The sequence below is a fragment of the Shewanella holmiensis genome, assembly GCF_025370255.1.
Lineage (GTDB): Bacteria > Pseudomonadota > Gammaproteobacteria > Enterobacterales > Shewanellaceae > Shewanella > Shewanella holmiensis.
In genome coordinates this window covers 1-20,034 of record NZ_JAMTCD010000020.1, presented here as the reverse complement: position 1 = coordinate 20,034, position 20,034 = coordinate 1, and the positions used below count along the sequence as shown (strand labels likewise).

Here is a 20,034-nt window from a genome sequence, read left to right as displayed (position 1 = left end):
GTTCTACATTACCCTACAACGTCGAGATTGTGGCTAGAGCGATTGCTGAGTTGTAGATGATGGTCGTAATTTGGGTCCACAGGGTTAGATTGTCTTTGTATTCTGTATCTAGTGGCACGACGATAGTATCGCCTGGTGAAAGGGTCGCATTTCCGCTGAACCATAGGCTTGCTACAGGTAACATTACAGATCCATCTGCCTTGATGATATAGATGCGGTCATCATCTGCACGCTCTCTTGGGCCACCAGACATATCTAAGTAATTATCTAACGTTAGGCCATCTTTAAATCTGTGGGTTGCTTGGTGCTGTACTTCCCCCATAACCGCAACCGTTTGCTTAACGGTTGGCACATACAAAATATCACTATTTTCTAGCTGGATATCTGCTTCTGGGATCCCTAAGCTAATGGCATTTAGATCAACAACCAAGCGTCCAACAGCCTCAATATTTTCTAAATCAGTTAACATAAGCTGTGCATCGGCATAATTCACTACCGTGCCGTCTTTTGATACACCTCGGGTAGCAATATCACGACGTAATTGATCGGCTAACTTTTTAATCTCGAGTTGTTCTTGATTTTTTATTGAATCACGAACAAACACCGCAGCACTTGGGAAAGCAAAATCAGTAAAACCGCCTGCTCGTGTTAGTACATCAGATAAGCGCTCACCACGGCGGATATTGTACGTACCAGGGAATTTAACTTCACCACGAATTTCAATCACTTTGCGCTCTTGCCATTCAGGAGTAGTCAATACGGTTAACATGTCACGGCTTTGTAAACTGACATTATCTTCTGGCATACCAAGTAAAACGCCATTGATATTCACATTTGTATGGGTAATATCTGCCAGTGCATCGGTATCATTGGCTCTTGTCAATTCAGCACGTTCTACATAAGCCCCTTCAGATAACCCACCTGCTGCAATCAGTAATTCAGCCACATGAGCATTTTGCGTAAGCGGATAAACACCAGGGTGCCTGACTTTGCCACCAATCGCGACAATACTGACCCCTTGATTGACCTTACGCTGCTGTGACAGTTGGTTAAGGATTGGATAAAGTAGCTCGCTTCTGCGCATTGATTGACTTAGCTTTATCAAATCTCTGTCTTCAAAAAGATTTGTCAGCATTTTTTCAACTTCGTTTTTAACTACATCATCTTTTTCTTCAACACTGCCAGTAATGGCTACGCCGGCAATTGAACTTCTATAACGATTATCCAACGAGGTATTGAGTGAGTTAAAGCCACTTTCAAAGGTGTCATTACTGACTAGGGCTTCACCCCTTAATGAAGATATTTTTTTAATGCGCGTTTGAATTAATTTGTTTAATTCATAACGGTTCAATGTTTTATCATTGAAATTAAATACAATTACTTTATCGCGAGGTTGTAATAATAAATTTTGATCAGATTGCGGCTCATTAATCGCCTTACCTAATGCGAATTGAAAAACGTTGATATCGCCATATTTATTTGTTTCACGTACAACTAATGCATAATCTAAATCGACATTTGCAGACAAATCGCCCCATATAGAAGACAGTAAATGACTTACTTTTTGACCCGCTTGCCATTGGTATTTACCTGGGCGAACCACAGCACCAACAATGGTTACGGCATCTTCATATTGTAGTGAGGCATTTTTAACACGAACCACATCACCTGCTTTTGCCTTAACTTGCGCGCCTTTGCTGGTCGTTAAATCTACGTTAACAATGGTTTTTAAGCCATTGGCATTATAACGTTCGATACTGGTCGATTTTGAATAAGCAGCTTGAGTTACACCTGCTGCCATTTTGACAATATCCGCAACCGTTTCACCGGTTTTTAACTCATAAATAGCAGGACGACGCACTTCACCAGTTACCGAAACCAAACCGCCCACTGAAGGAATAAAGACTACGTCACCTGAACGAAGACCGATGTCACCTGAAGCATCACCTCGAAGTAATAGGTCATACATATCAAAGGTGCCGACTAACTTGCCGCTACGCTTCACCTGTATGTTTCTGAGGCTGCCGATTTCATTCACACCACCGGCTACAAATAAAGCTTGGGTAATAGTCGATAAGCTAGAAACCGTATATGAACCTGATTTATAAGCATCACCTGCAACAAAGATTCTAATTGAGCGTAATTCGCCCATAGAAATATTTGATTCAATACCTATCATTTGTTGCTTGATACGTTGTTGTAATTGTTCACGAAGTTCAGAAAAACTTAAGCCATTTACCGAAATAGGGCCTAATTCAGGAAACTGAATAGTGCCATCGCGGTTAATGTTAAGGGTGTATTCTTTATTATCTTTACCAAATAATTGAACCTTAATGGTATCGCCAGGACCAACCTTATAATCGCTGGGTACTGGTACATCGGTTACAGGAGCAAAAGTTGATGGTTCACCGGCGAACATGTCATAACCAAAACGTTTTAACTCAGTTTTTTGGCTATCATCTATAAAGTCAAAGTCGTCAGCTTGTTTCTTGGCATTCGCAATATCTTTCTCGGCATCAGCGGTATCTTTTCCGGAATTGCGTTGTGATACAACTTCAGGATTAGAAATCGGAGCAGCTTGTTGTCCACCAGCAAGCACACTAGGGTCGATTCCGTATTGCTTGGCAATGCGTTCTTGTTCTGATTTTGGCAATTGTTTAAATTGCTCAATCATTTGCGGTGAAGGCGTGATAGCAAGCGCTGGCGAGCTAATGATAATAAGGGCAGATAATCCTGCAATGAACATGTTTTTGGTTTTATGGAACACCAGGTATCTCCGATATTATTGGTTTTGAAATTGGTTCTAAGATTAGATTCTAGAGTCTAGAGTCTTGGTTGAAAGAGCCTGTTAATTGTGTTGCTAGGCTCTATTCATAAAATTTGGTCGGCTAGCTTGTCGAACTTTAAAGACTTTTTCTACCGTTCCAGATGACGGTCTTGACGCTCTGATGAAATACGTCCTGTATTTCACTCTTCGAGCCAGCTGAAGCGGTTAATAATTGTTCCCGAAAATTATTTTCGGCGTTCACTAAAGACAGAAACTGTTCATTCGATGTCCTTTATAAAATACGTCCTATATTTTCCCCTTCGGGCCAGGCTAAAGCTGTTAATAATTGTTCCTGACAATTATTTTCGGCGTTCACTAAAGACCACAATTATCTGAAAGGTCACGACCTTGCTTTCAAGATCTATGCTACCGATTATTCCGTATATCCATATACTCCACCCTGCGGGCTTGCTAAAGCAATTTTGAAGTGTTCCTGACACTTCAATCGCGTAGCGGGCGAGACGCCCTGATGAAATACGTCCTGTATTTCACTCTTCGAGCCAGCTGAAGCTGTTAATAATTGTTCCTGACAATTATTTTCGGCTTATAGCTAAACGAATGAAACTGTTCATTCGATGTCCTTTATAAAATACGTCCTGTATTTTCCCCTTCGGGCCAGACTGAAGCTGTTAATAATTGTTCCCGACAATTATTTTCAGACACGCTACCGCCCATAGATTTCGGCTTCTATATTGCCCTTCGCGGTGCGAAATGTCTGATTTTGTTCTAGATAGAATGATTAGTCTAAAACTGAACCAATCTTAAAAGTGCGCCGTATTATAGCTTAACTGTGTGCTTAAATATGCACATAATTCAACCATTCAATATAAAATGACTGATTTGTTACACATACGATTTAAAAAAATTACACAAGCCTGTTGCGGGAAAGCTAAATAAATGATTTTAAACAATTATTAATTATCATTCTGTTAACGAATGACTTTTTCAGTAACCGGCCAACCAATGTAAATGGTCAATGTCTTACAAGCATAGAAGCGAATATCTAATGCATGTTTATTTTTCAAGCAACAAAGATCACTTACTCCCACTCTCTTCGGTAAGTTTTTTTATGCTGGTTTCATCCACTAATATGCGCTTTTGCTGGCCCATAATATTGAACAATACATAGCAACGTTTTTCGGCATTTCGCTCTTCAAAGATGGCTTGTAAATCAATAAATGGACCTTCTATGAACTTCACCTTATCGCCTTTTTGAATGCCTTTTTCCTGTTTGGGTATATGCGCATTGACACGGCGCTTAATCTCATTGATTAAACGATCATCAATAGGCGTCATCACCTCTTTACAACCAATGATGCGGCTAGCGCCTCGGGTTGAATGGATCTTACTGACACTGAATTCTGTTGGGTCAAAATGAATAAACAGGTAATTTGGAAATAGTGGCGTTTCGACTATTTTAGTGATCGATTTTATTGTTTTTGATTCTTTAATCATTGGCAAATAGCTTTCAACTTGTTGAAGCGCTAGGTTTTGCTGTGCACGTAATTCTTCACGTGGTTTACAGTACAAAAGATACCAAGATTTCATTGGAAGGGTCACTCAATTAAAAAATGCGAAGGTCCATATCACGGTCGTGAATTCTAACAAATGCTTTTTTGAGGGTAAAGAAAAATACCCCCACATATCCTTATTTTTAGACTCCAGACTCTAAAAATTTTCGCCCAGCTTTAACTGACATTATGTTGAAGCAATGAAGAGGCAATAAGGCTACGATTTGAAAATATTTAGATTAACTTTTAGATAATTGGGTTAACTTTAGATATCTAGCGAGAGAATTGGTTTTATTTATTCAATTAAGAAACAGCTGCGCTTGTTAGCGCAGCTTACTCTGGTTTGTAAATTATTTTGCTGGCTGAGGTGGAAAAGCTGACATCACTTGGCCAATGGCGTTGTTGATAATCTCAACACGCTCTTGTGGGGTGTTGTGATCACGAATCGTATCAGCAACACTGCCGCGCCAGACTAACTTATCCGTTTTGTTATCAACTAAATCGATGATCAAAGTGCCGACTTCATATTCACGTACTGTTGTTTGGGTCTGCATTGAACCGCCCCATCCCCAACCAGGACCGTAATATGGGTTATATCCAAAGTTATTGTTAAAGGTATCTACATTGATTTTTTTATCGACTTTGGTGAGATAATTTACCAATAAATCGGCTTCTTCCACTGATGCCTTAGTTAATCCTTTCGCGGCCATTTGGTTGTCAACGGCATCTCTTACACGCTGATCAAGTAGACCGTCTAGATGATAACCTTCATCGGTAGTTTTAGCTTCAACCCAAGCAAAGGTTTTAAATTGGTTAAACGACACCGCTGGGTCGAAATCTGTATTGGTTTTTAATGTGCTGCACGCACTTAAAGCTAATACCGCTGCGGCTAAAAACAACTTCTTCATAAAGACTCCAAATACAACACGTTAATTGATTGTTAGCTTATAGACAGCTAAATGATTGTCAAGTTCGATTTGAAAGTAGATCTAATTGCTAAAAGCTAGATGCTAGATGCTAGATTAAAACTGGTTTTCAAAGTAACTTTCAATAATCAGCACTGCTGAAACCGCATCAACCTGCCCTTTAGTGAGCGCTTTAAATCCGCCTAGTTCAAATAATCGTGCTTTGGCGTCTGCAGTGGTTAGCCGTTCATCTTGAGTTGCGACTTTTATACCAAAACGGCCATTAATGCGGTTAGCAAACTTGCGCGCACGCTGGGTCATTTCTTGCTCGGTGCCATCCATATTCAGTGGTAGACCGACTACAACTAAATCCGGTTGCCATTCTTGAATTAACTTACCAATGTCATCCCAATTAGGAATACCGTCAACCGCTTTAATTGACATCAGCGGGTTAGCACTGCCTGTTATAGCTTGGCCAATGGCGATGCCAATACTTTTGGTACCATAGTCAAAACCTAGTACGGTTTGTGGGTGCATGATTTTCTCATTATAAAAATAGGTGCAGACATCTAGCTTCTAGCCTCTAGCCTCTAGCTTTTAAACACAATCTGCCTTCATTAAGCATGGCCAATTTGTGATGATATTTGCCACATATCAAATCCAAGTTGTTTTGAGGCAATATCCCATAAATGCTCGGGGTCTTTAGAATACAGTAACTCGGGTGTCGCTTTTATCGTTAGCCAGGTATTATCGGCTAACTCCTGTTCTAACTGGTCTTTACCCCAGCCCGCATAACCTAATGCAACGATATAATCGGTTGGCGATTTGGCCGTACCAATTGATGACAGTACATCGCGAGATGAGGTTAGCATGCAATAATCGCTGATCTGATGGCTATTCAACCAATTGGACTGCGGACTATGCAATACAAATCCTCTATCGGGTGAAACAGGTCCACCAACCAATACCTGTGAATTGATATAAAATGCCGTTTCTGGTGGCGGATTTAGACCCATTTGCTCTAATAAATCTTCCAGCTCAATACCGATAGGACGATTGATAATTAATCCCATGGCCCCTTTTTCGTCATGCTCACAAACATAAATGACGCTACGTTCAAAAAAAGTTTCCTCAAGTGAGGGCATAGCTATCAACAAATAACCTTGTAAGTTATCGCCTTTTAAACGACTTTTTTGTGCTTCTTTTAGATTCGTTTTAGATTCATCCATAATCAGTCTCTCTTGTTAAATAATGAGTCTAAATGCATCAACTTTCACGATAGGTTGCTGGAGATTGTTGATGTTTAAAAGTTGTTTTTTCAAAAACAGCCCCTAGCACATCAGCTAGTTCTTTTAACCACCCGCTAACTTTACCGTATAATTCATTTTTTCTAGCAAGGTTTTCAATTGTTCACGATTGTCGGTTTGTACTTCAATGGTAAAGTCTTTGACCGTACCACCGCAGCCGCATTGCTTTTTAAGCTTTTGTGCCAATGCTTTTAGTTCAGTTTGATCCAAACCTAAGCCTTTAATGACACTCACACCTTTGCCTTTGCGGCCTTTACTGTCTTTATGAATACGCACAATGCCATCGCCTTCTGGCACAGCATCTACTATTTTATCGGGTTCAATTCTGCCTTTATCGGTACTGAAAACTAGGGCTATGTTGGGATCTATTCTCATAACTTATATGCGTTAACCATTGTTATGTTGAGTCTAACAAATTGATATAGATGAAGCGAGATGTTGCAACGAGGTTCTAGCGTCTATGGGCTAGATGCAAGAGCCTAAAGCTAATACGGGCTTTGCATAGCTGGTGCGCTAGAAAAGATTGCTTAGATGTAAAGTAAGGTTGTTACGATTAAACGCTGTCTAAGTAGGCCCAAGAAGGACGAAGTGCGCCTTCGTCCTTTACTTGCTTTATAGATAAGGTTTAACGATATTAGCCATCATTTTTATATGGTCATCATTGGCATTCAAACATTCAATGTATCTGAAGTTTTTGCCACCAGCGCCTTCAAATACGTGACGATTTTCACCTTGAATTTCTTCTAGGGTTTCTAAACAGTCGGCACTAAAGGCGGGGCAAATTACCGCAATATCATTAATCCCTTTTGCTGGTAATGCTTCAATTGTCGCATCGGTATAGGGTTGTAACCATTTAGCTTTGCCAAAGCGCGATTGGAATGTAGTGATATAATCGTCTTCAGTTAATCCAAGCTTTTCAACCACTAAACGGGTGGTTTTCATGCAAAAGCAGTAGTAAGGATCGCCCAAATGTAAATTGCGTTCTGGCATGCCGTGATATGACAACACTAACTTTTGCGGTTTACCGTTTTTATCAAAGTCTTGTTTAATAGAATTTGCTAACGCATTTATCAAGTCAGGGTGATCGTGATAAGTATTAATAAAGTGCAATGCTGGCAGGTAACGCCATTTACATAACTCTTTGGCTATGGCATCAAATGCCGATGCTGTTGTAGGCGCTGCATATTGAGGGTAAAGCGGTAATACCACTAATTTATCAATACCTTGCTTGTGCATATCTTGTAAGGTTGAGGCTACCGATGGCGAGCCATAACGCATAGCAAGGTGCACTGACGCGTTAACGCCCGATGTCGCTAACAAATCAGCCAACTTTGATTGTTGTTGTCTGCTAATTGCTAATAATGGCGAACCTTCTTCTGTCCAGATCTCTTTGTAAAGCGCCGCTGACTTTGCCGGACGAACACGCAAAATAATACCGTGTAATATCATCATCCAAATTAGCTTTGGAATTTCAACCACCCGAGGATCCGCTAAAAACTCTGCAAGATAACGCCTAACCGCTGATGCTGTTGGTTCATCTGGCGTACCTAAGTTAACTAATAATACGCCTGTTTTACCACGTGCACTGTGACCTGTTTCTTTGTCTAACCCTGAGAATCGCGCCAAAACTCGCTCCTAGTTTTTATTGTTTTGTATCGTACTTTTTAATCTAAAAAGGATATTATTTTTACGTCTTGTTGTCCCAATATCTTGCTGAAAATGCGACTTAACTAGCCAAAATTATCACTGCAGCCGAATAAATGGCCTATCAAATAATCTTTTATTTTAAAAACGGCTTTAGCTTAACCCGAAATATTGCCGTTATTAAGGTTTGAATGGTTTGAAAAACCACTTATTCCGTTTTGATAAAATGACGATTAAGCTATCGGGGTTATAGGCTTAACTGTTTTTCAATCGCATTTTTTAGCTCTTCGCTGTCGGGTTTCACTCGCGAGTTAAACTGAGTCACAGTTTCGCCATCACCAGATACGAGGTATTTATAGAAGTTCCATTTTGGCGCGCTGGTTTTGGCATTCAAATGTTCAAATACTGAATTAGCATCGCTGCCTCGAACCGGTGATGTTGCCACCATGGTAAAAGTGACACCGTAATTTAAGAAACAAACATCAGCGGTTTTCGCTTCATCTTTTTCTTCTTGGAAAAAATCATCCGATGGAAAACCAATTACCACTAATCCTTTGTCTTTATAATTTTGATGCAAGGCTTCAAGCGCTTTAAATTGCGGCGTAAAACCACAATTGGAGGCGGTATTGACAATTAATACCGACTTACCTTGGGTTAGTTCGCACAGGTTTACATTTTCTTCAGAATGTAATTTGCGCGCCTCAACATTTAAATAATCCGGACAACTTGCCGCAGTCGCCGTGGCGCTATACAACGCCGCGCCAACAAACAATGTAGATACAACGGCTGTGCCTTTGATAAATGGCATCATAATAGAATGATTAACGCTTTTTGCTGTAACAGACATGATCAATCCTCAGTTTATTTGTTATTTATCAAGCTCTATACGAACACAAACAGCCGTTCGATCACGATTAAAAATACAAGCCGATATTTATATTGAGTCGAGAATGCCACGCGGTATCGCCATTATCAATGCCAACACCCTCGCCTCCGGCAAAATACATATTTTTTCCGGCAATCCAATCAACATACGAATAAAACTTACCCGCAGTAATCGCACATCCCGTCACGTTTTGCACTGAATCGGCTAGGCCATCACCCGAAGCAATCACTGTGCTGTAATCGTTGTAACAGGTTAAGTTTGAAATCGGCCCCCAATCTACATCCATCGACTTTGAAATATTTGCTGTGACTACATCCGCTTGTGCGGCAATTTCAAAGGGATATGAGAATGCTGATAAGGCGATTCGATTACTATTGTTCACATCATAATCATAATGCAAGTATTGCAATTGAAGCTGCCACTTTTGCCAATCCGCTTGCCAATGCGCGGCGCCAGCAAAGGTGTTTATATCATCGGTATTTGCTGTTGGATTCAGCCCTGACACATTAGCTACAAAATCTAACTGACCGTATTGAAATGAACCGCCTACTTTATGACTAAACTCGCCCTGTTGCAGCTGGTATTCCAGTCGTGCATTTAACTGCCCAGCTTCTTCATATGGTGATTGTGCTGTTGTTGCCACATCAAATGAGTAGCGGTCAAAACGACTACCTTTGCCATATTCATCATTGGCAAAATAAGCAAAATCAACACGCAAGTTATCACGTTGATATTGATAATGTATGCCTGCATCATAATCATCTTCAAAGCCAATGTAGTAGGTTGCCCCAAACCAGAACGAATGTGCGGCGTAGGGTAATAATCCAAATGGCACCTGAGTTACGCCCACTTTGATTGATTGTGCATCATCAAACTGATAACCCATATAGGCGTGGTGAATAACGTCCATATCTTGATACCAGCGATATTGAGCCGAGGCAAATAAGCCGTCTTCACTTTTGTAATCGACATCGGCACGAAAAAGTTCAAATTCTAATTTGGCATTATCATAATCTTTCCAACCGTAATTAACGCGAACTGCGCCGCCAATATCAAGTTCATCGGTTACTTCTACAGCCTGGGTTTGAAAAGTACAAAGAGGAATAACACATAATGCGGGTAGTGATGCTTTCTTGAGGAAAGACATGAAAAAATCCTTAGGGTAAACAGAATGGCTTCTCAATTGTTGAGCCCAAAATCAAATTCATCTAAATGAACAGAATGCCAACAAATGAGACACGAACAAAAAAGTGGATTAACAAGTATAACAAAAAGCCGCAACGATTGTTGCGGCTTGGTCGCCAAAAGGTGATTTACCCTGCGTTACCGATTAATCTAAATCTAAGGTGACACCTTCCATGAAACCAGAGTTTGATGTGTCGTTGGTTTTAAGTTTAATCATTAGACGCAAATCGTTAGGAGAGTCGGCATGGTGCAATGCATCTGCATAGCTAATTTCGCCTGCTGTATATAAGCCCAAAAGTGCTTGGTCAAATGTTTGCATCCCTTGCTCATTAGACTTTGCCATGGTTTCTTTTAGCATATGGAGTTCATTTTTAGCAATCAAGCTACTGATACGCGGAGTATTAATGAGTACTTCGATTGCGGCTCGTCGCCCTGTTCCATCTGATTTAGCGATTAGCTGCTGAGCCACAATGCCACGTAAATTAAGTGATAAGTCAAACAACAGCTGGGCATGCTTACTTTCTGGCACCAAGTGCATAATACGATCAAGTGCTTGGTTAGCGTTGTTCGCATGCAGCGTTGCCATACATAGGTGGCCCGTTTCAGCAAATGATAACGCAAACTCCATGGTTTCTTGGGTACGAATTTCACCAATCAAAATCACATCTGGTGCCTGACGTAATGAGCTTTTTAATGCTGCATCAAATGATTCGGTATCAATACCTACTTCCCGTTGAGTCACAATACTTTGGCGATGGTTGTGCACAAACTCGACCGGATCTTCAATGGTAAGAATGTGACCGCGGGCATGCTGGTTACGGTAACCAATTAAGGCAGCAAGTGACGTTGATTTACCCGTGCCAGTGCCCCCTACCATAATAATCAAGCCACGTTTGCTCATCACCAAATCTTTTAAAATAGGTGGCAGCTTTAAATCATCCACTTCAGGAATAGTGGTCTCAATACGGCGCATGACGCAACCGGCTGAATCCCGCTGCCAAAAGGCACTTACACGAAATCGTCCTAAGCCAGACACTGCATAGGCAAAGTTACATTCGCGAGATTCTTTAAACTCCTTTTTCTGCACATCAGACATCAATGATTCAACAAACTCTAATGATTGAGCAGGAGTTAGCTTAGTTTCAGTTAACGGCCTAAGTTCACCATCAATTTTGGCACTGGGCGGAAACATCGCCGTGATGAATAAATCAGAAGCTTTTTTCTCGACCATTGTGGCTAAAAAAGGGCGCACATCCATTTTAGTATTCCTTAGAAGTTTGCTTGTTTGTTCGAGCTTTTTTGCATCGCATCTTCACGGGTAATTAAGCCGCGGTTAACCAGTGTTTGCAAGCACTGCTCTAGCGTTTGCATACCATGCGCCATACCGGTTTGAATTGCTGAGTACATTTGCGCAACCTTGTCTTCACGGATAAGGTTTCGAATCGCCGGTGTTCCCATCATAATTTCATGGGCGGCAACTCGGCCTCCGCCGACTTTTTTGATCAAGGTTTGTGAAATTACCGCCTGCAGTGATTCTGATAGCATGGTACGCACCATACTTTTTTCACCTGCTGGGAATACGTCAACCACACGGTCAATGGTTTTAGCGGCTGAGGTAGTATGCAAAGTACCAAACACTAAGTGACCGGTTTCAGCGGCCGTCATGGCTAGACGAATCGTTTCTAAGTCACGCATCTCACCCACTAAAATAACGTCAGGGTCTTCACGCAGCGCGCTTCGCAGCGCAGCGTTAAAGCTATGAGTGTGTTTATGCACCTCACGTTGGTTAACCAAACATTGCTTGTTTTGATGGACGAATTCGATAGGGTCTTCAATTGTTAAAATATGGTCGTGGCGGTTTTCGTTAATATAATCGACCATAGCCGCGAGGGTGGTTGATTTACCTGAACCCGTCGGCCCAGTTACCAACACTAATCCGCGTGGAAAACTGGAGATTTTTTTGAAGATATCAGGCGCGCCCAATTGTTCAAGTGATAAAATATCAGAGGGAATAGTACGGAATACGGCACCTGCACCACGAGACTGGTTAAATGCGTTAACACGAAAGCGAGCTAAATTAGGCACTTCGAACGAGAAGTCAATTTCAAGATGTTCTTCATAATCTTTACGCTGTTTATCGTTCATAATGTCGTACACTAAACTGTGCACACCCGCATGGTCTAACGCCGGTAAGTTAATTTTTCTGACTTCACCGTCAACACGGATCATAGGTGAAACACCTGCAGAAAGATGTAGATCTGATGCTTTATGTTTTACACTAAAGGCCAGTAATTCAGTGATTTCCATTATAGAGATGTCCATTTTAACAACATGAATACAACAATAGCAGACAGATTATCAATCGCCCAGAGTAGAATTAATCAAGCGGCGCAAAAATGTTCACGCATGCCTAATGAGATAAAGCTGCTTGCGGTGAGTAAAACCAAACCTAATAGCGATATTATAGAAGCTTATTACGCTGGGCAGCGTCTTTTTGGCGAAAACTATGTTCAAGAAGGCGAGCAAAAAATTATCGAGTTGAGTGCCAACTTTCCTGATATTGAGTGGCACTTTATTGGCCCATTACAGTCCAATAAAACCAAAGTTGTTGCTGAGCACTTTGATTGGATGCACACATTAAGCCGCGAAAAAATCGCCCAACGTTTAAATGATCAACGACCACCAGCAAAAGCCCCTTTGCAAGTGTGTATTCAGGTCAATATTAGTCAAGAAGACACTAAGTCAGGCATAGATGCAGAACAAGTCATGGCACTGGCAACACAAATAAGCCACATGCCTAAACTAACACTGCGCGGCGTAATGGCCATTCCGACGGCAACGGATGATATCCAAGTGCAACAGGACGAGTTCAGTAAGTTGCAACGCATTTATCAACATTTACAACAACACTTTGATAATATTGACACGCTTTCAATGGGAATGAGTGGTGATTTAGACGTTGCGATTGCAAATGGCTCGACCATGGTACGTATTGGCAGCGCAATATTTGGTGATAGGGCATGAGGTAGTGATTTAACAGCGCCTCATTATTGATTGAGTATGCTTGATTTTAAGGTTTTTGACCTTATATCCATAGCAATGAAAGATTTCGAATTATATAACGCTTCGTTTGGGCTTGACTCAAGATAATTGCAAATAACAAATTGAATGGATTGATAACATGACACAAGCAAAAGTATGTTTTATTGGCGCAGGTAATATGACTCGCAGCATTGTTAGCGGGTTAATTCGAAATGGTTATCCAAGTGAATTGGTTCACGCAACTAACCCTAGCCAGGCCAAGCTTGATGCTTTGCATTCCGATTTTGGTATTGTGGTGTCTAACGATAACGTTAAGGCAGCAGAGCAAGCAGATGTGATAGTTCTTAGCGTCAAACCCCAATTAATGCAACAAGTTTGCGAGCAGATGCAGTACCTAGACTTAGCGAATAAGTTAGTCATTACTATTGCTGCAGGCATTCCTGCTGCTCGTTACAGTGAATATTTCAACCAGCCTATTACCCTTATTCGCACTATGCCGAATACCCCAACCCAATTAGGTTTTGGCATGACAGGTATCTATGCCGATAACAGCATGAGTGAATCACATAAAGCAATTTGCCAACAGTTGATGCAAAGTGGTGGCAAAGTTGTGTGGGTTGAAAAAGAAGATGAATTAAATCAAGTTATTGCACTTGCTGGTAGCTCCCCGGCTTATTTTTTCTTGTTTATTGAATCAATGATAGAAACAGGTAAGAAGATGGGCATGGATGAAGCAAAAGCCCGTGTGTTAGCTGAACAGGCCGCATTAGGCGCCGCACAAATGGTGATTCAAAACCAAGATTTATCTTTAGCAGCGTTACGAAATAACGTGACCTCAAAAGGCGGCACCACTGCTCAGGCCATTGAAACATTTGAACAGGGAGGATTACGTACCTTGGTTGATAAAGCCATGAATAACTGTGTCGCCCGAGCCGAAGAAATGGCAAAAACATTTTAAAGATAGAAATTAAGTGTGTTATCAGTATTGGGTGCTAAAATCACCCTGAATAATCTTTACTTCGTTGGTTACCTTGATTAATTCAGCCCAATGAAACTGAACCAGTTAAGTTCAATACCCAGAACACTCGAAAGAGAAAGGCAATATCATGAATGCGATGAGTTTTTTAGTTAGCACAGTATTTGATTTATATTTGATGGTAGTCATTCTACGCTTTTGGCTACAGTTAGTTCGCGCTGACTTTTATAATCCGTTTAGCCAGTTTGTGGTGAAAGCGACCCAACCGATTGTCGCCCCTATGCGTAGAATACTACCGTCTATGGGTAGCATAGATACCGCATCAGTGGTTCTGGCATTTTTAGTGGTACTGGCAAAAATGTTAGTGCTTACTCTTATTGCTGGCGCGGGTATTGATATTGGTATTTTATTATTGTTCTCAGTTGTTGCGGTGATCAAAAATGCGGGCGTGCTACTGTTTTGGATGTTGTTAATCCGCGCAGTTCTCAGCTGGTTCAATCAAGGTTATAACCCAGTAGTCATGATTATGACTCAGTTAACCGAGCCAATTCTTGCACCTATCCGTCGCATTATTCCTGCTATTGGTGGATTAGATTTATCTGTTTTAGTGTTGTTTATCGCCATGAACTTCATCAATATTTTATTCTCACAGTACATTCCATTCTGGGCGAACATCTAAGCTTAAAATATCCCCAAAGGCAGACTCATTGCAGTCTGCCTTTTTTATATAACGTTTAAAAGGACATAAATATGTTACGTAACATACTTTCGCTGGCGTTAATGACAAGCTTAATGCTGTTTATCACCAGTGCTGTTGCTGAGCAAAAGCAACAAGTTGGCAATTATGATATCCACTACATGGCGCTTGGCAGCACCTTTATTACTCCTGCTATAGCCAAAACCTACGGTATTGAACGTAGCCAATATAATGGCATTATTAATATCACAGTGTTAGACACAAGCCAGCAAGGCAATCCTGCGGTGGCGGTCGAAATTTCTGGTATTGCGAATAACTTATTAGATGCCCGTATGGATTTAAATTTTAAAGAAATACGTGAAGGAGATGCAATCTACTATATCGCACAGGTGCCCTATCGTGATGATCAAGAAATCAATTTCACAATTGCTGTTAAGCATGGCAATAAACTTAATACCGCATTAAAGTTTAAACAGAAATTTTATGTCGACTAACTGATCGAGCAGTAACCCCATTTGCTAAGTACCAGCGCGTATTTCATCCTTGAATATGCGCTGAAACTTAACAACGCCCAGACCACTATATAATCCGCTTGATAATCCGCTTTAGCCACCCTTCTTTTACCCCGTGCATAGGGTATAATGCCTGCCATTATAAATGATGATTTAAGGCCGTTTCATGCAAACCTCACTTTCACAGCAAATTGTCTTAGCCAGTGGTAACAAAGGCAAACTCAATGAGTTTGACCAGATGCTCGCTAAATTTAATATTCAGGTGCTTGCACAGAGCCAATTTGACGTACCCGAAGTAGCAGAAACTGGCACCACATTTGTTGAAAATGCCATTATTAAAGCTCGCCATGCGGCAAGTGTTACCGGAAAGCCAGCAATTGCAGATGATTCTGGCATTGAAGTCGATGCATTAGACGGTGAGCCTGGTATTTACTCTGCTCGATATTCTGGTGAGGGCGCTACCGAGCTTAGCAATTATCAAAAACTGTTAGCGGAAATGACATCAAAGCCACACCGTGCGGCGCGATTTCAATGTGTTTTGGTGTATATGCGTCATGCGAAAGACCCCACACCTATTATTTGTCAGGCGGCTTGGGAAGGTACAATTGCACTTGCTCCACAAGGCGAGCAAGGTCATGGCTATGATCCTATTTTTATTCCCCAGGGTTTTGATAAAACCGCGGCTGAATTAACCAGTGATGAGAAAAATGCCCACAGCCATCGCGGAAAAGCACTCGAGCTGTTAGTTGATGCCATGAAAGCCAAAGGCATTATTCAAGGTTAATGCTACACCATAGCGCACGCCATTCATTACAAGGTGATTCATCCATGTTGTCATTACCACCACTAAGCTTGTACATCCATATTCCGTGGTGCGTGCAAAAATGCCCTTATTGCGATTTTAATTCCCATGGTCAAAATGGTGAGTTACCTCAACAAGCCTATGTTGATGCGTTACTGGCCGACCTTAAAAACGATTTAGCCTACGTTCAACAAAGGCCGATACACACCATATTTATTGGTGGCGGTACGCCATCTTTATTTGATGCGAGTCAAATTCAGCGCTTACTCAATGGTGTTGAAGCCTTGATCCCTTTTGAAAAAGATATTGAAATCACCATGGAGGCCAACCCCGGCACACTGGAACATGACGATTTTGCGGCCTATCGTGCAGCGGGCGTGACCCGTCTTTCGATTGGCGTACAAAGTTTTTCAAGAGAGAAACTTAATCTTTTAGGACGCATCCACGATCAAGATGAAGCAAAAACTGCGGCCGAAAAAGCCAAACAGGCGCAATATTTAAGTTTTAATTTGGATTTAATGCACGGTTTACCAAATCAAAGTTTTGATGAGGCAATGCATGATATCGACACGGCAGCGGCATTGCAGCCACCGCATTTATCTTGGTATCAACTGACCATTGAGCCTAATACGCTATTTCACTCTAAACCACCGCAATTACCGGATGATGAGAACCTATGGCATATTTACGAGCAAGGACAAAAAAAGTTAGCCGAGTTAGGTTATGAACAGTACGAAATTTCTGCCTACGCCAAACCAGGGTTTCAATGCAGACACAATCTAAACTATTGGCAGTTTGGTGATTACCTTGGCATAGGTTGCGGAGCTCACGGCAAAATCACCTTACCAGAAACAGACAACATCATCCGCACAGTAAAAATTAAACATCCAAAAGGCTATTTAGCGGCCAGTGATTATACCTTTGAAACAACAGAGGTGATTGCGCAAGACAGACCGTTAGAGTATTTAATGAATCGCTTACGCCTTATGACGCCAATCCCTAAAACTGAATTTGAGTTGCGTACTGGTCAGAAAGCTGCCGTCGTCAAAGAGGGAATGGATAAGTCGATTGCACGTGGGTTAGTGACCGAAACGGATACTCATTGGCATTTGACACCTAAAGGGCACATGTTTGTTAACGACCTGTTGTCGCAGTTTATTTAAGCGATTTTATCATTGCCCCGCAGTTAACTCGGGGCGATGTTCTGATGTTTGCGACTGTGTCCTATTAGCAAGGTGATACAAGTAAATAGCATAGACTCGGCTCATTCGTTTCAAATAGATAAACCCATCGAATACCTACCAAACTGACCACGACTTCTTTTATAAAAACTCCCGCGAGACTCAGCAAAAATGCTGCTTTAACACAGACTCAATATCACAGTGGAAGAGTGTCATTTAGCCATGGTAAAAATTTGATATAACGCTATGTATCAGAACTCACTCATTTTTATTACAACACCGAAACACTTACTAACACTTCCTTTTATACTTTTGCCCCAAGCTTTATTAGGATAGCGGCTTTAAAAATACTATTGGATGCGTGTGATGCTGATAAAAACAAAAACAACCATAATTGCGTTAACCCTTTCTAGCTTATTAAGCGGTGCGGTTTACGCTCATTCTAATCAGGTTTTTAGTGCTCAAGAAAGCGTTAAAACGGTTAGCGCCGCCCAAACCGCCTCACAAAAAGCCAATGTGTTATTTGACGAATTTTTTATGCAAAGTGTTATGGCTAATCCTATTAACCAAACATACTTAGGCATTAAGCAAGACTATGACAAATGGAATGACATTTCAGATGCCGGTTTAGATGCTGATTTAGCGCTAACTAAAACCCAGCTGGCCAAGTTATTGACCATAGATGTCAGTCAACTTGATGAGCAAACCACCCTCAGTTATGAACTGTTAAAAGCCAGTTTTGAGCAGCGCATTGCCGATGATAAATGGCGTTACCATACTTACCCCATTAATCAAATGTATGGCCTGCATTCAATGGTGCCATCATTTTTAATTAACCAACATCAGATTACCGACCTAAGTGATGCTGAAGCTTATATTAGCCGCTTAGCTGGCATTCAACCTTTGCTTAAACAGCTTGAAGTTGAATTAACTGTTCGCGCCAATAAAAACATTATTGCCCCCAAATTTGTATTTCCATACGTTATTTCAGACAGTAAAAATATCATCACTGGCGCCCCATTTGATAACAGCGACAAAGACAGCGCTTTATGGGCTGACTTTAAGCGTAAAGTGGCTAAATTATCGATCACTGACGATGAGAAAAACACCTTATTAGCCGATGCAAAATCAGCATTAATCAAACATGTTGAACCAGGTTATCAAAGCCTAATTAGCTACGTTACTGAGTTAGAAACTAAAGCTGATACCCGTGATGGAGCTTGGAAGTTTCCTGACGGTGAAGCTTACTTCAACAATGCCTTAGCTCGCACAACTACGACTAATATGACCTCAGATCAAATTCATGATTTAGGTTTATCAGAAGTCGCTCGTATTCATGGCGAAATGCGCGACATTATGAAAAAAGTCGGCTTTAAAGGTGATTTACAAGCCTTTTTCGCATTCATGCGTGATGACAAACAATTCTACTATCCTGATACCCAAGCTGGCCGTGATGCATATATTACCGAAGCAAAAGCGTTAATTGATAATATGGAATCGCGTTTAGACGAAGTCTTTAAAATTAAACCTAAGGCGAAACTTGTGGTCCGTCCGGTTGAAGCATTCCGTGAACAATCTGCAGGAAAAGCATTTTATGATCAACCTGCGCCAGATGGTTCACGCCCAGGCACTTACTATGCAAACCTGTATGAAATGAATGCGATGCCAAAATATCAAATGGAAGCACTGGCTTACCATGAAGGCATTCCTGGTCACCATATGCAAATTGCTATCGCACAGGAATTAGAGGGGCTTCCTCAGTTCCGTAAGTTTGGTGGTTACACGGCCTATGTAGAAGGCTGGGGGTTATATACCGAATACTTCCCTAAGGAAATGGGCTTATATGCAGACCCTTACTCAGATTTTGGCCGTCTTGCTATGGAGTTATGGCGTGCTTGCCGTTTAGTGGTCGACACAGGGATCCACACTAAAAAGTGGACCCGAGAACAGGGTATCGCCTACTACGTAGAAAATACCCCTAACGCTGAGTCTGATGCAATCAAAATGGTAGAACGTCATATCGTTATGCCATCACAAGCAACCGCTTATAAAATTGGTATGATTAAAATTCTTGAGTTACGTGAACATGCTAAAAAACAACTAGGTGATAAATTTGATATTCGCGATTTCCATACGCTGATATTAAAAAATGGCCCATTGCCGCTAGACGTTTTAGAAACCAAAGTTAACCAATGGGTTAAATCGGTTAAATAAACGGATCTGATTGCACATTAAAAACAGAAACCTTCGGGTTTCTGTTTTTGATTGGCTAAAGTAAAAATCAGTCAATATAAAATACGAAATGATTGATAGCACAAAGTTACAGCGCCACCTTTTGTGTATACAGCCTAATAAAATCAGCCCATTAGATTTTAAATATGCCTTTATGTTATCGCCTCAATAAAGGAAAACATCACAAAATCTTAAAGGTATTTATTGGTTGATGCTGCTCAAGCACTAAGTCAAAAGAATTACAGTCGTTGAGAGTAAATCATAGACGGTCGTTGTTAGCTGGTGTAGTCGATAGCCGGGAGTCGATAGTCGGGAGTCGATAGTCGG

At 41.1% G+C, this 20,034-nt stretch carries 18 protein-coding genes; 7 read left to right on the top strand and 11 right to left on the bottom strand.

The features are described from left to right. Nucleotides 1-13 precede the first annotated feature (13 nt). The 11 genes from NE535_RS14225 to NE535_RS14175 all read right to left on the bottom strand — a co-directional run bounded on the left by NE535_RS14225 (nt 14) and on the right by NE535_RS14175 (nt 12,572). The gene (locus NE535_RS14225; protein WP_261299282.1) at nt 14-2,767 is read right to left on the bottom strand and encodes an SLBB domain-containing protein; all 2,754 of its coding nucleotides are present in this window, start codon (nt 2,765-2,767) and stop codon (nt 14-16) included. 1,095 nt (nt 2,768-3,862) lie between these two features. Then, on the bottom strand, nt 3,863-4,375 hold the full coding sequence (gene rfaH, locus NE535_RS14220) for a transcription/translation regulatory transformer protein RfaH (protein ID WP_261299281.1): 513 nt from the start codon (nt 4,373-4,375) through the stop codon (nt 3,863-3,865). A gap of 313 nt (nt 4,376-4,688) precedes the next feature. Continuing rightward, nucleotides 4,689-5,246 (bottom strand): DUF4136 domain-containing protein, encoded by a 558-nt coding sequence (locus tag NE535_RS14215; RefSeq protein WP_261299280.1) that lies wholly within the window; start codon nt 5,244-5,246, stop codon nt 4,689-4,691. 114 nt (nt 5,247-5,360) lie between these two features. After that, nucleotides 5,361-5,780 carry a Holliday junction resolvase RuvX gene (gene ruvX, locus NE535_RS14210; protein WP_261299279.1) on the bottom strand — a complete coding sequence of 140 codons (420 nt, stop codon included), beginning with the start codon at nt 5,778-5,780 and terminating at the stop codon, nt 5,361-5,363. 80 nt (nt 5,781-5,860) lie between these two features. After that, the gene (locus NE535_RS14205) at nt 5,861-6,472 is read right to left on the bottom strand and encodes a YqgE/AlgH family protein (protein WP_261299278.1); all 612 of its coding nucleotides are present in this window, start codon (nt 6,470-6,472) and stop codon (nt 5,861-5,863) included. A 123-nt stretch (nt 6,473-6,595) separates the two neighbouring features. Continuing rightward, complete coding sequence (gene yciH, locus NE535_RS14200) at nt 6,596-6,925, bottom strand: stress response translation initiation inhibitor YciH (protein ID WP_188840990.1); 330 nt, start codon at nt 6,923-6,925, stop codon at nt 6,596-6,598. Nucleotides 6,926-7,162: 237 nt separating this feature from the next. Continuing rightward, the gene (gene hemH / locus NE535_RS14195) at nt 7,163-8,176 is read right to left on the bottom strand and encodes a ferrochelatase (RefSeq protein WP_261299277.1); all 1,014 of its coding nucleotides are present in this window, start codon (nt 8,174-8,176) and stop codon (nt 7,163-7,165) included. Nucleotides 8,177-8,441: 265 nt separating this feature from the next. Further along, entirely contained in the window at nt 8,442-9,005 is a 564-nt protein-coding gene (locus NE535_RS14190) for a glutathione peroxidase (RefSeq protein ID WP_261299336.1), read from the bottom strand. A 103-nt stretch (nt 9,006-9,108) separates the two neighbouring features. Beyond that, nucleotides 9,109-10,227 (bottom strand): hypothetical protein, encoded by a 1,119-nt coding sequence (locus NE535_RS14185; RefSeq protein WP_261299276.1) that lies wholly within the window; start codon nt 10,225-10,227, stop codon nt 9,109-9,111. A gap of 183 nt (nt 10,228-10,410) precedes the next feature. Continuing rightward, nucleotides 10,411-11,523 (bottom strand): PilT/PilU family type 4a pilus ATPase, encoded by a 1,113-nt coding sequence (locus tag NE535_RS14180; RefSeq protein WP_261299275.1) that lies wholly within the window; start codon nt 11,521-11,523, stop codon nt 10,411-10,413. A gap of 11 nt (nt 11,524-11,534) precedes the next feature. After that, nucleotides 11,535-12,572, bottom strand: a complete 1,038-nt coding sequence (locus tag NE535_RS14175) for a type IV pilus twitching motility protein PilT (protein WP_188841225.1) — start codon at nt 12,570-12,572, stop codon at nt 11,535-11,537. Nucleotides 12,573-12,596: 24 nt separating this feature from the next. On the opposite strand from NE535_RS14175, the gene NE535_RS14170 reads away from it, so the two are divergent. The 7 genes from NE535_RS14170 (at nt 12,597) to NE535_RS14140 (ending at nt 19,689) form a co-directional block, all read left to right on the top strand. Beyond that, on the top strand, nt 12,597-13,289 hold the full coding sequence (locus NE535_RS14170; RefSeq protein WP_261299274.1) for a YggS family pyridoxal phosphate-dependent enzyme: 693 nt from the start codon (nt 12,597-12,599) through the stop codon (nt 13,287-13,289). Between the two features lie 157 nt (nt 13,290-13,446). Beyond that, on the top strand, nt 13,447-14,265 hold the full coding sequence (gene proC / locus NE535_RS14165) for a pyrroline-5-carboxylate reductase (RefSeq protein ID WP_261299273.1): 819 nt from the start codon (nt 13,447-13,449) through the stop codon (nt 14,263-14,265). A 148-nt stretch (nt 14,266-14,413) separates the two neighbouring features. Further along, on the top strand, nt 14,414-14,962 hold the full coding sequence (locus NE535_RS14160) for a YggT family protein (protein WP_261299272.1): 549 nt from the start codon (nt 14,414-14,416) through the stop codon (nt 14,960-14,962). Nucleotides 14,963-15,033: 71 nt separating this feature from the next. Beyond that, on the top strand, nt 15,034-15,474 hold the full coding sequence (locus NE535_RS14155; RefSeq protein WP_261299271.1) for a DUF4426 domain-containing protein: 441 nt from the start codon (nt 15,034-15,036) through the stop codon (nt 15,472-15,474). Nucleotides 15,475-15,658: 184 nt separating this feature from the next. Next, nucleotides 15,659-16,276, top strand: a complete 618-nt coding sequence (gene rdgB, locus NE535_RS14150) for an RdgB/HAM1 family non-canonical purine NTP pyrophosphatase (protein ID WP_261299270.1) — start codon at nt 15,659-15,661, stop codon at nt 16,274-16,276. A 44-nt stretch (nt 16,277-16,320) separates the two neighbouring features. Continuing rightward, nucleotides 16,321-17,457 (top strand): radical SAM family heme chaperone HemW, encoded by a 1,137-nt coding sequence (gene hemW / locus NE535_RS14145; RefSeq protein WP_261299269.1) that lies wholly within the window; start codon nt 16,321-16,323, stop codon nt 17,455-17,457. A gap of 384 nt (nt 17,458-17,841) precedes the next feature. Further along, nucleotides 17,842-19,689 (top strand): DUF885 domain-containing protein, encoded by a 1,848-nt coding sequence (locus NE535_RS14140; protein ID WP_261299268.1) that lies wholly within the window; start codon nt 17,842-17,844, stop codon nt 19,687-19,689. Nucleotides 19,690-20,034 lie beyond the last annotated feature (345 nt).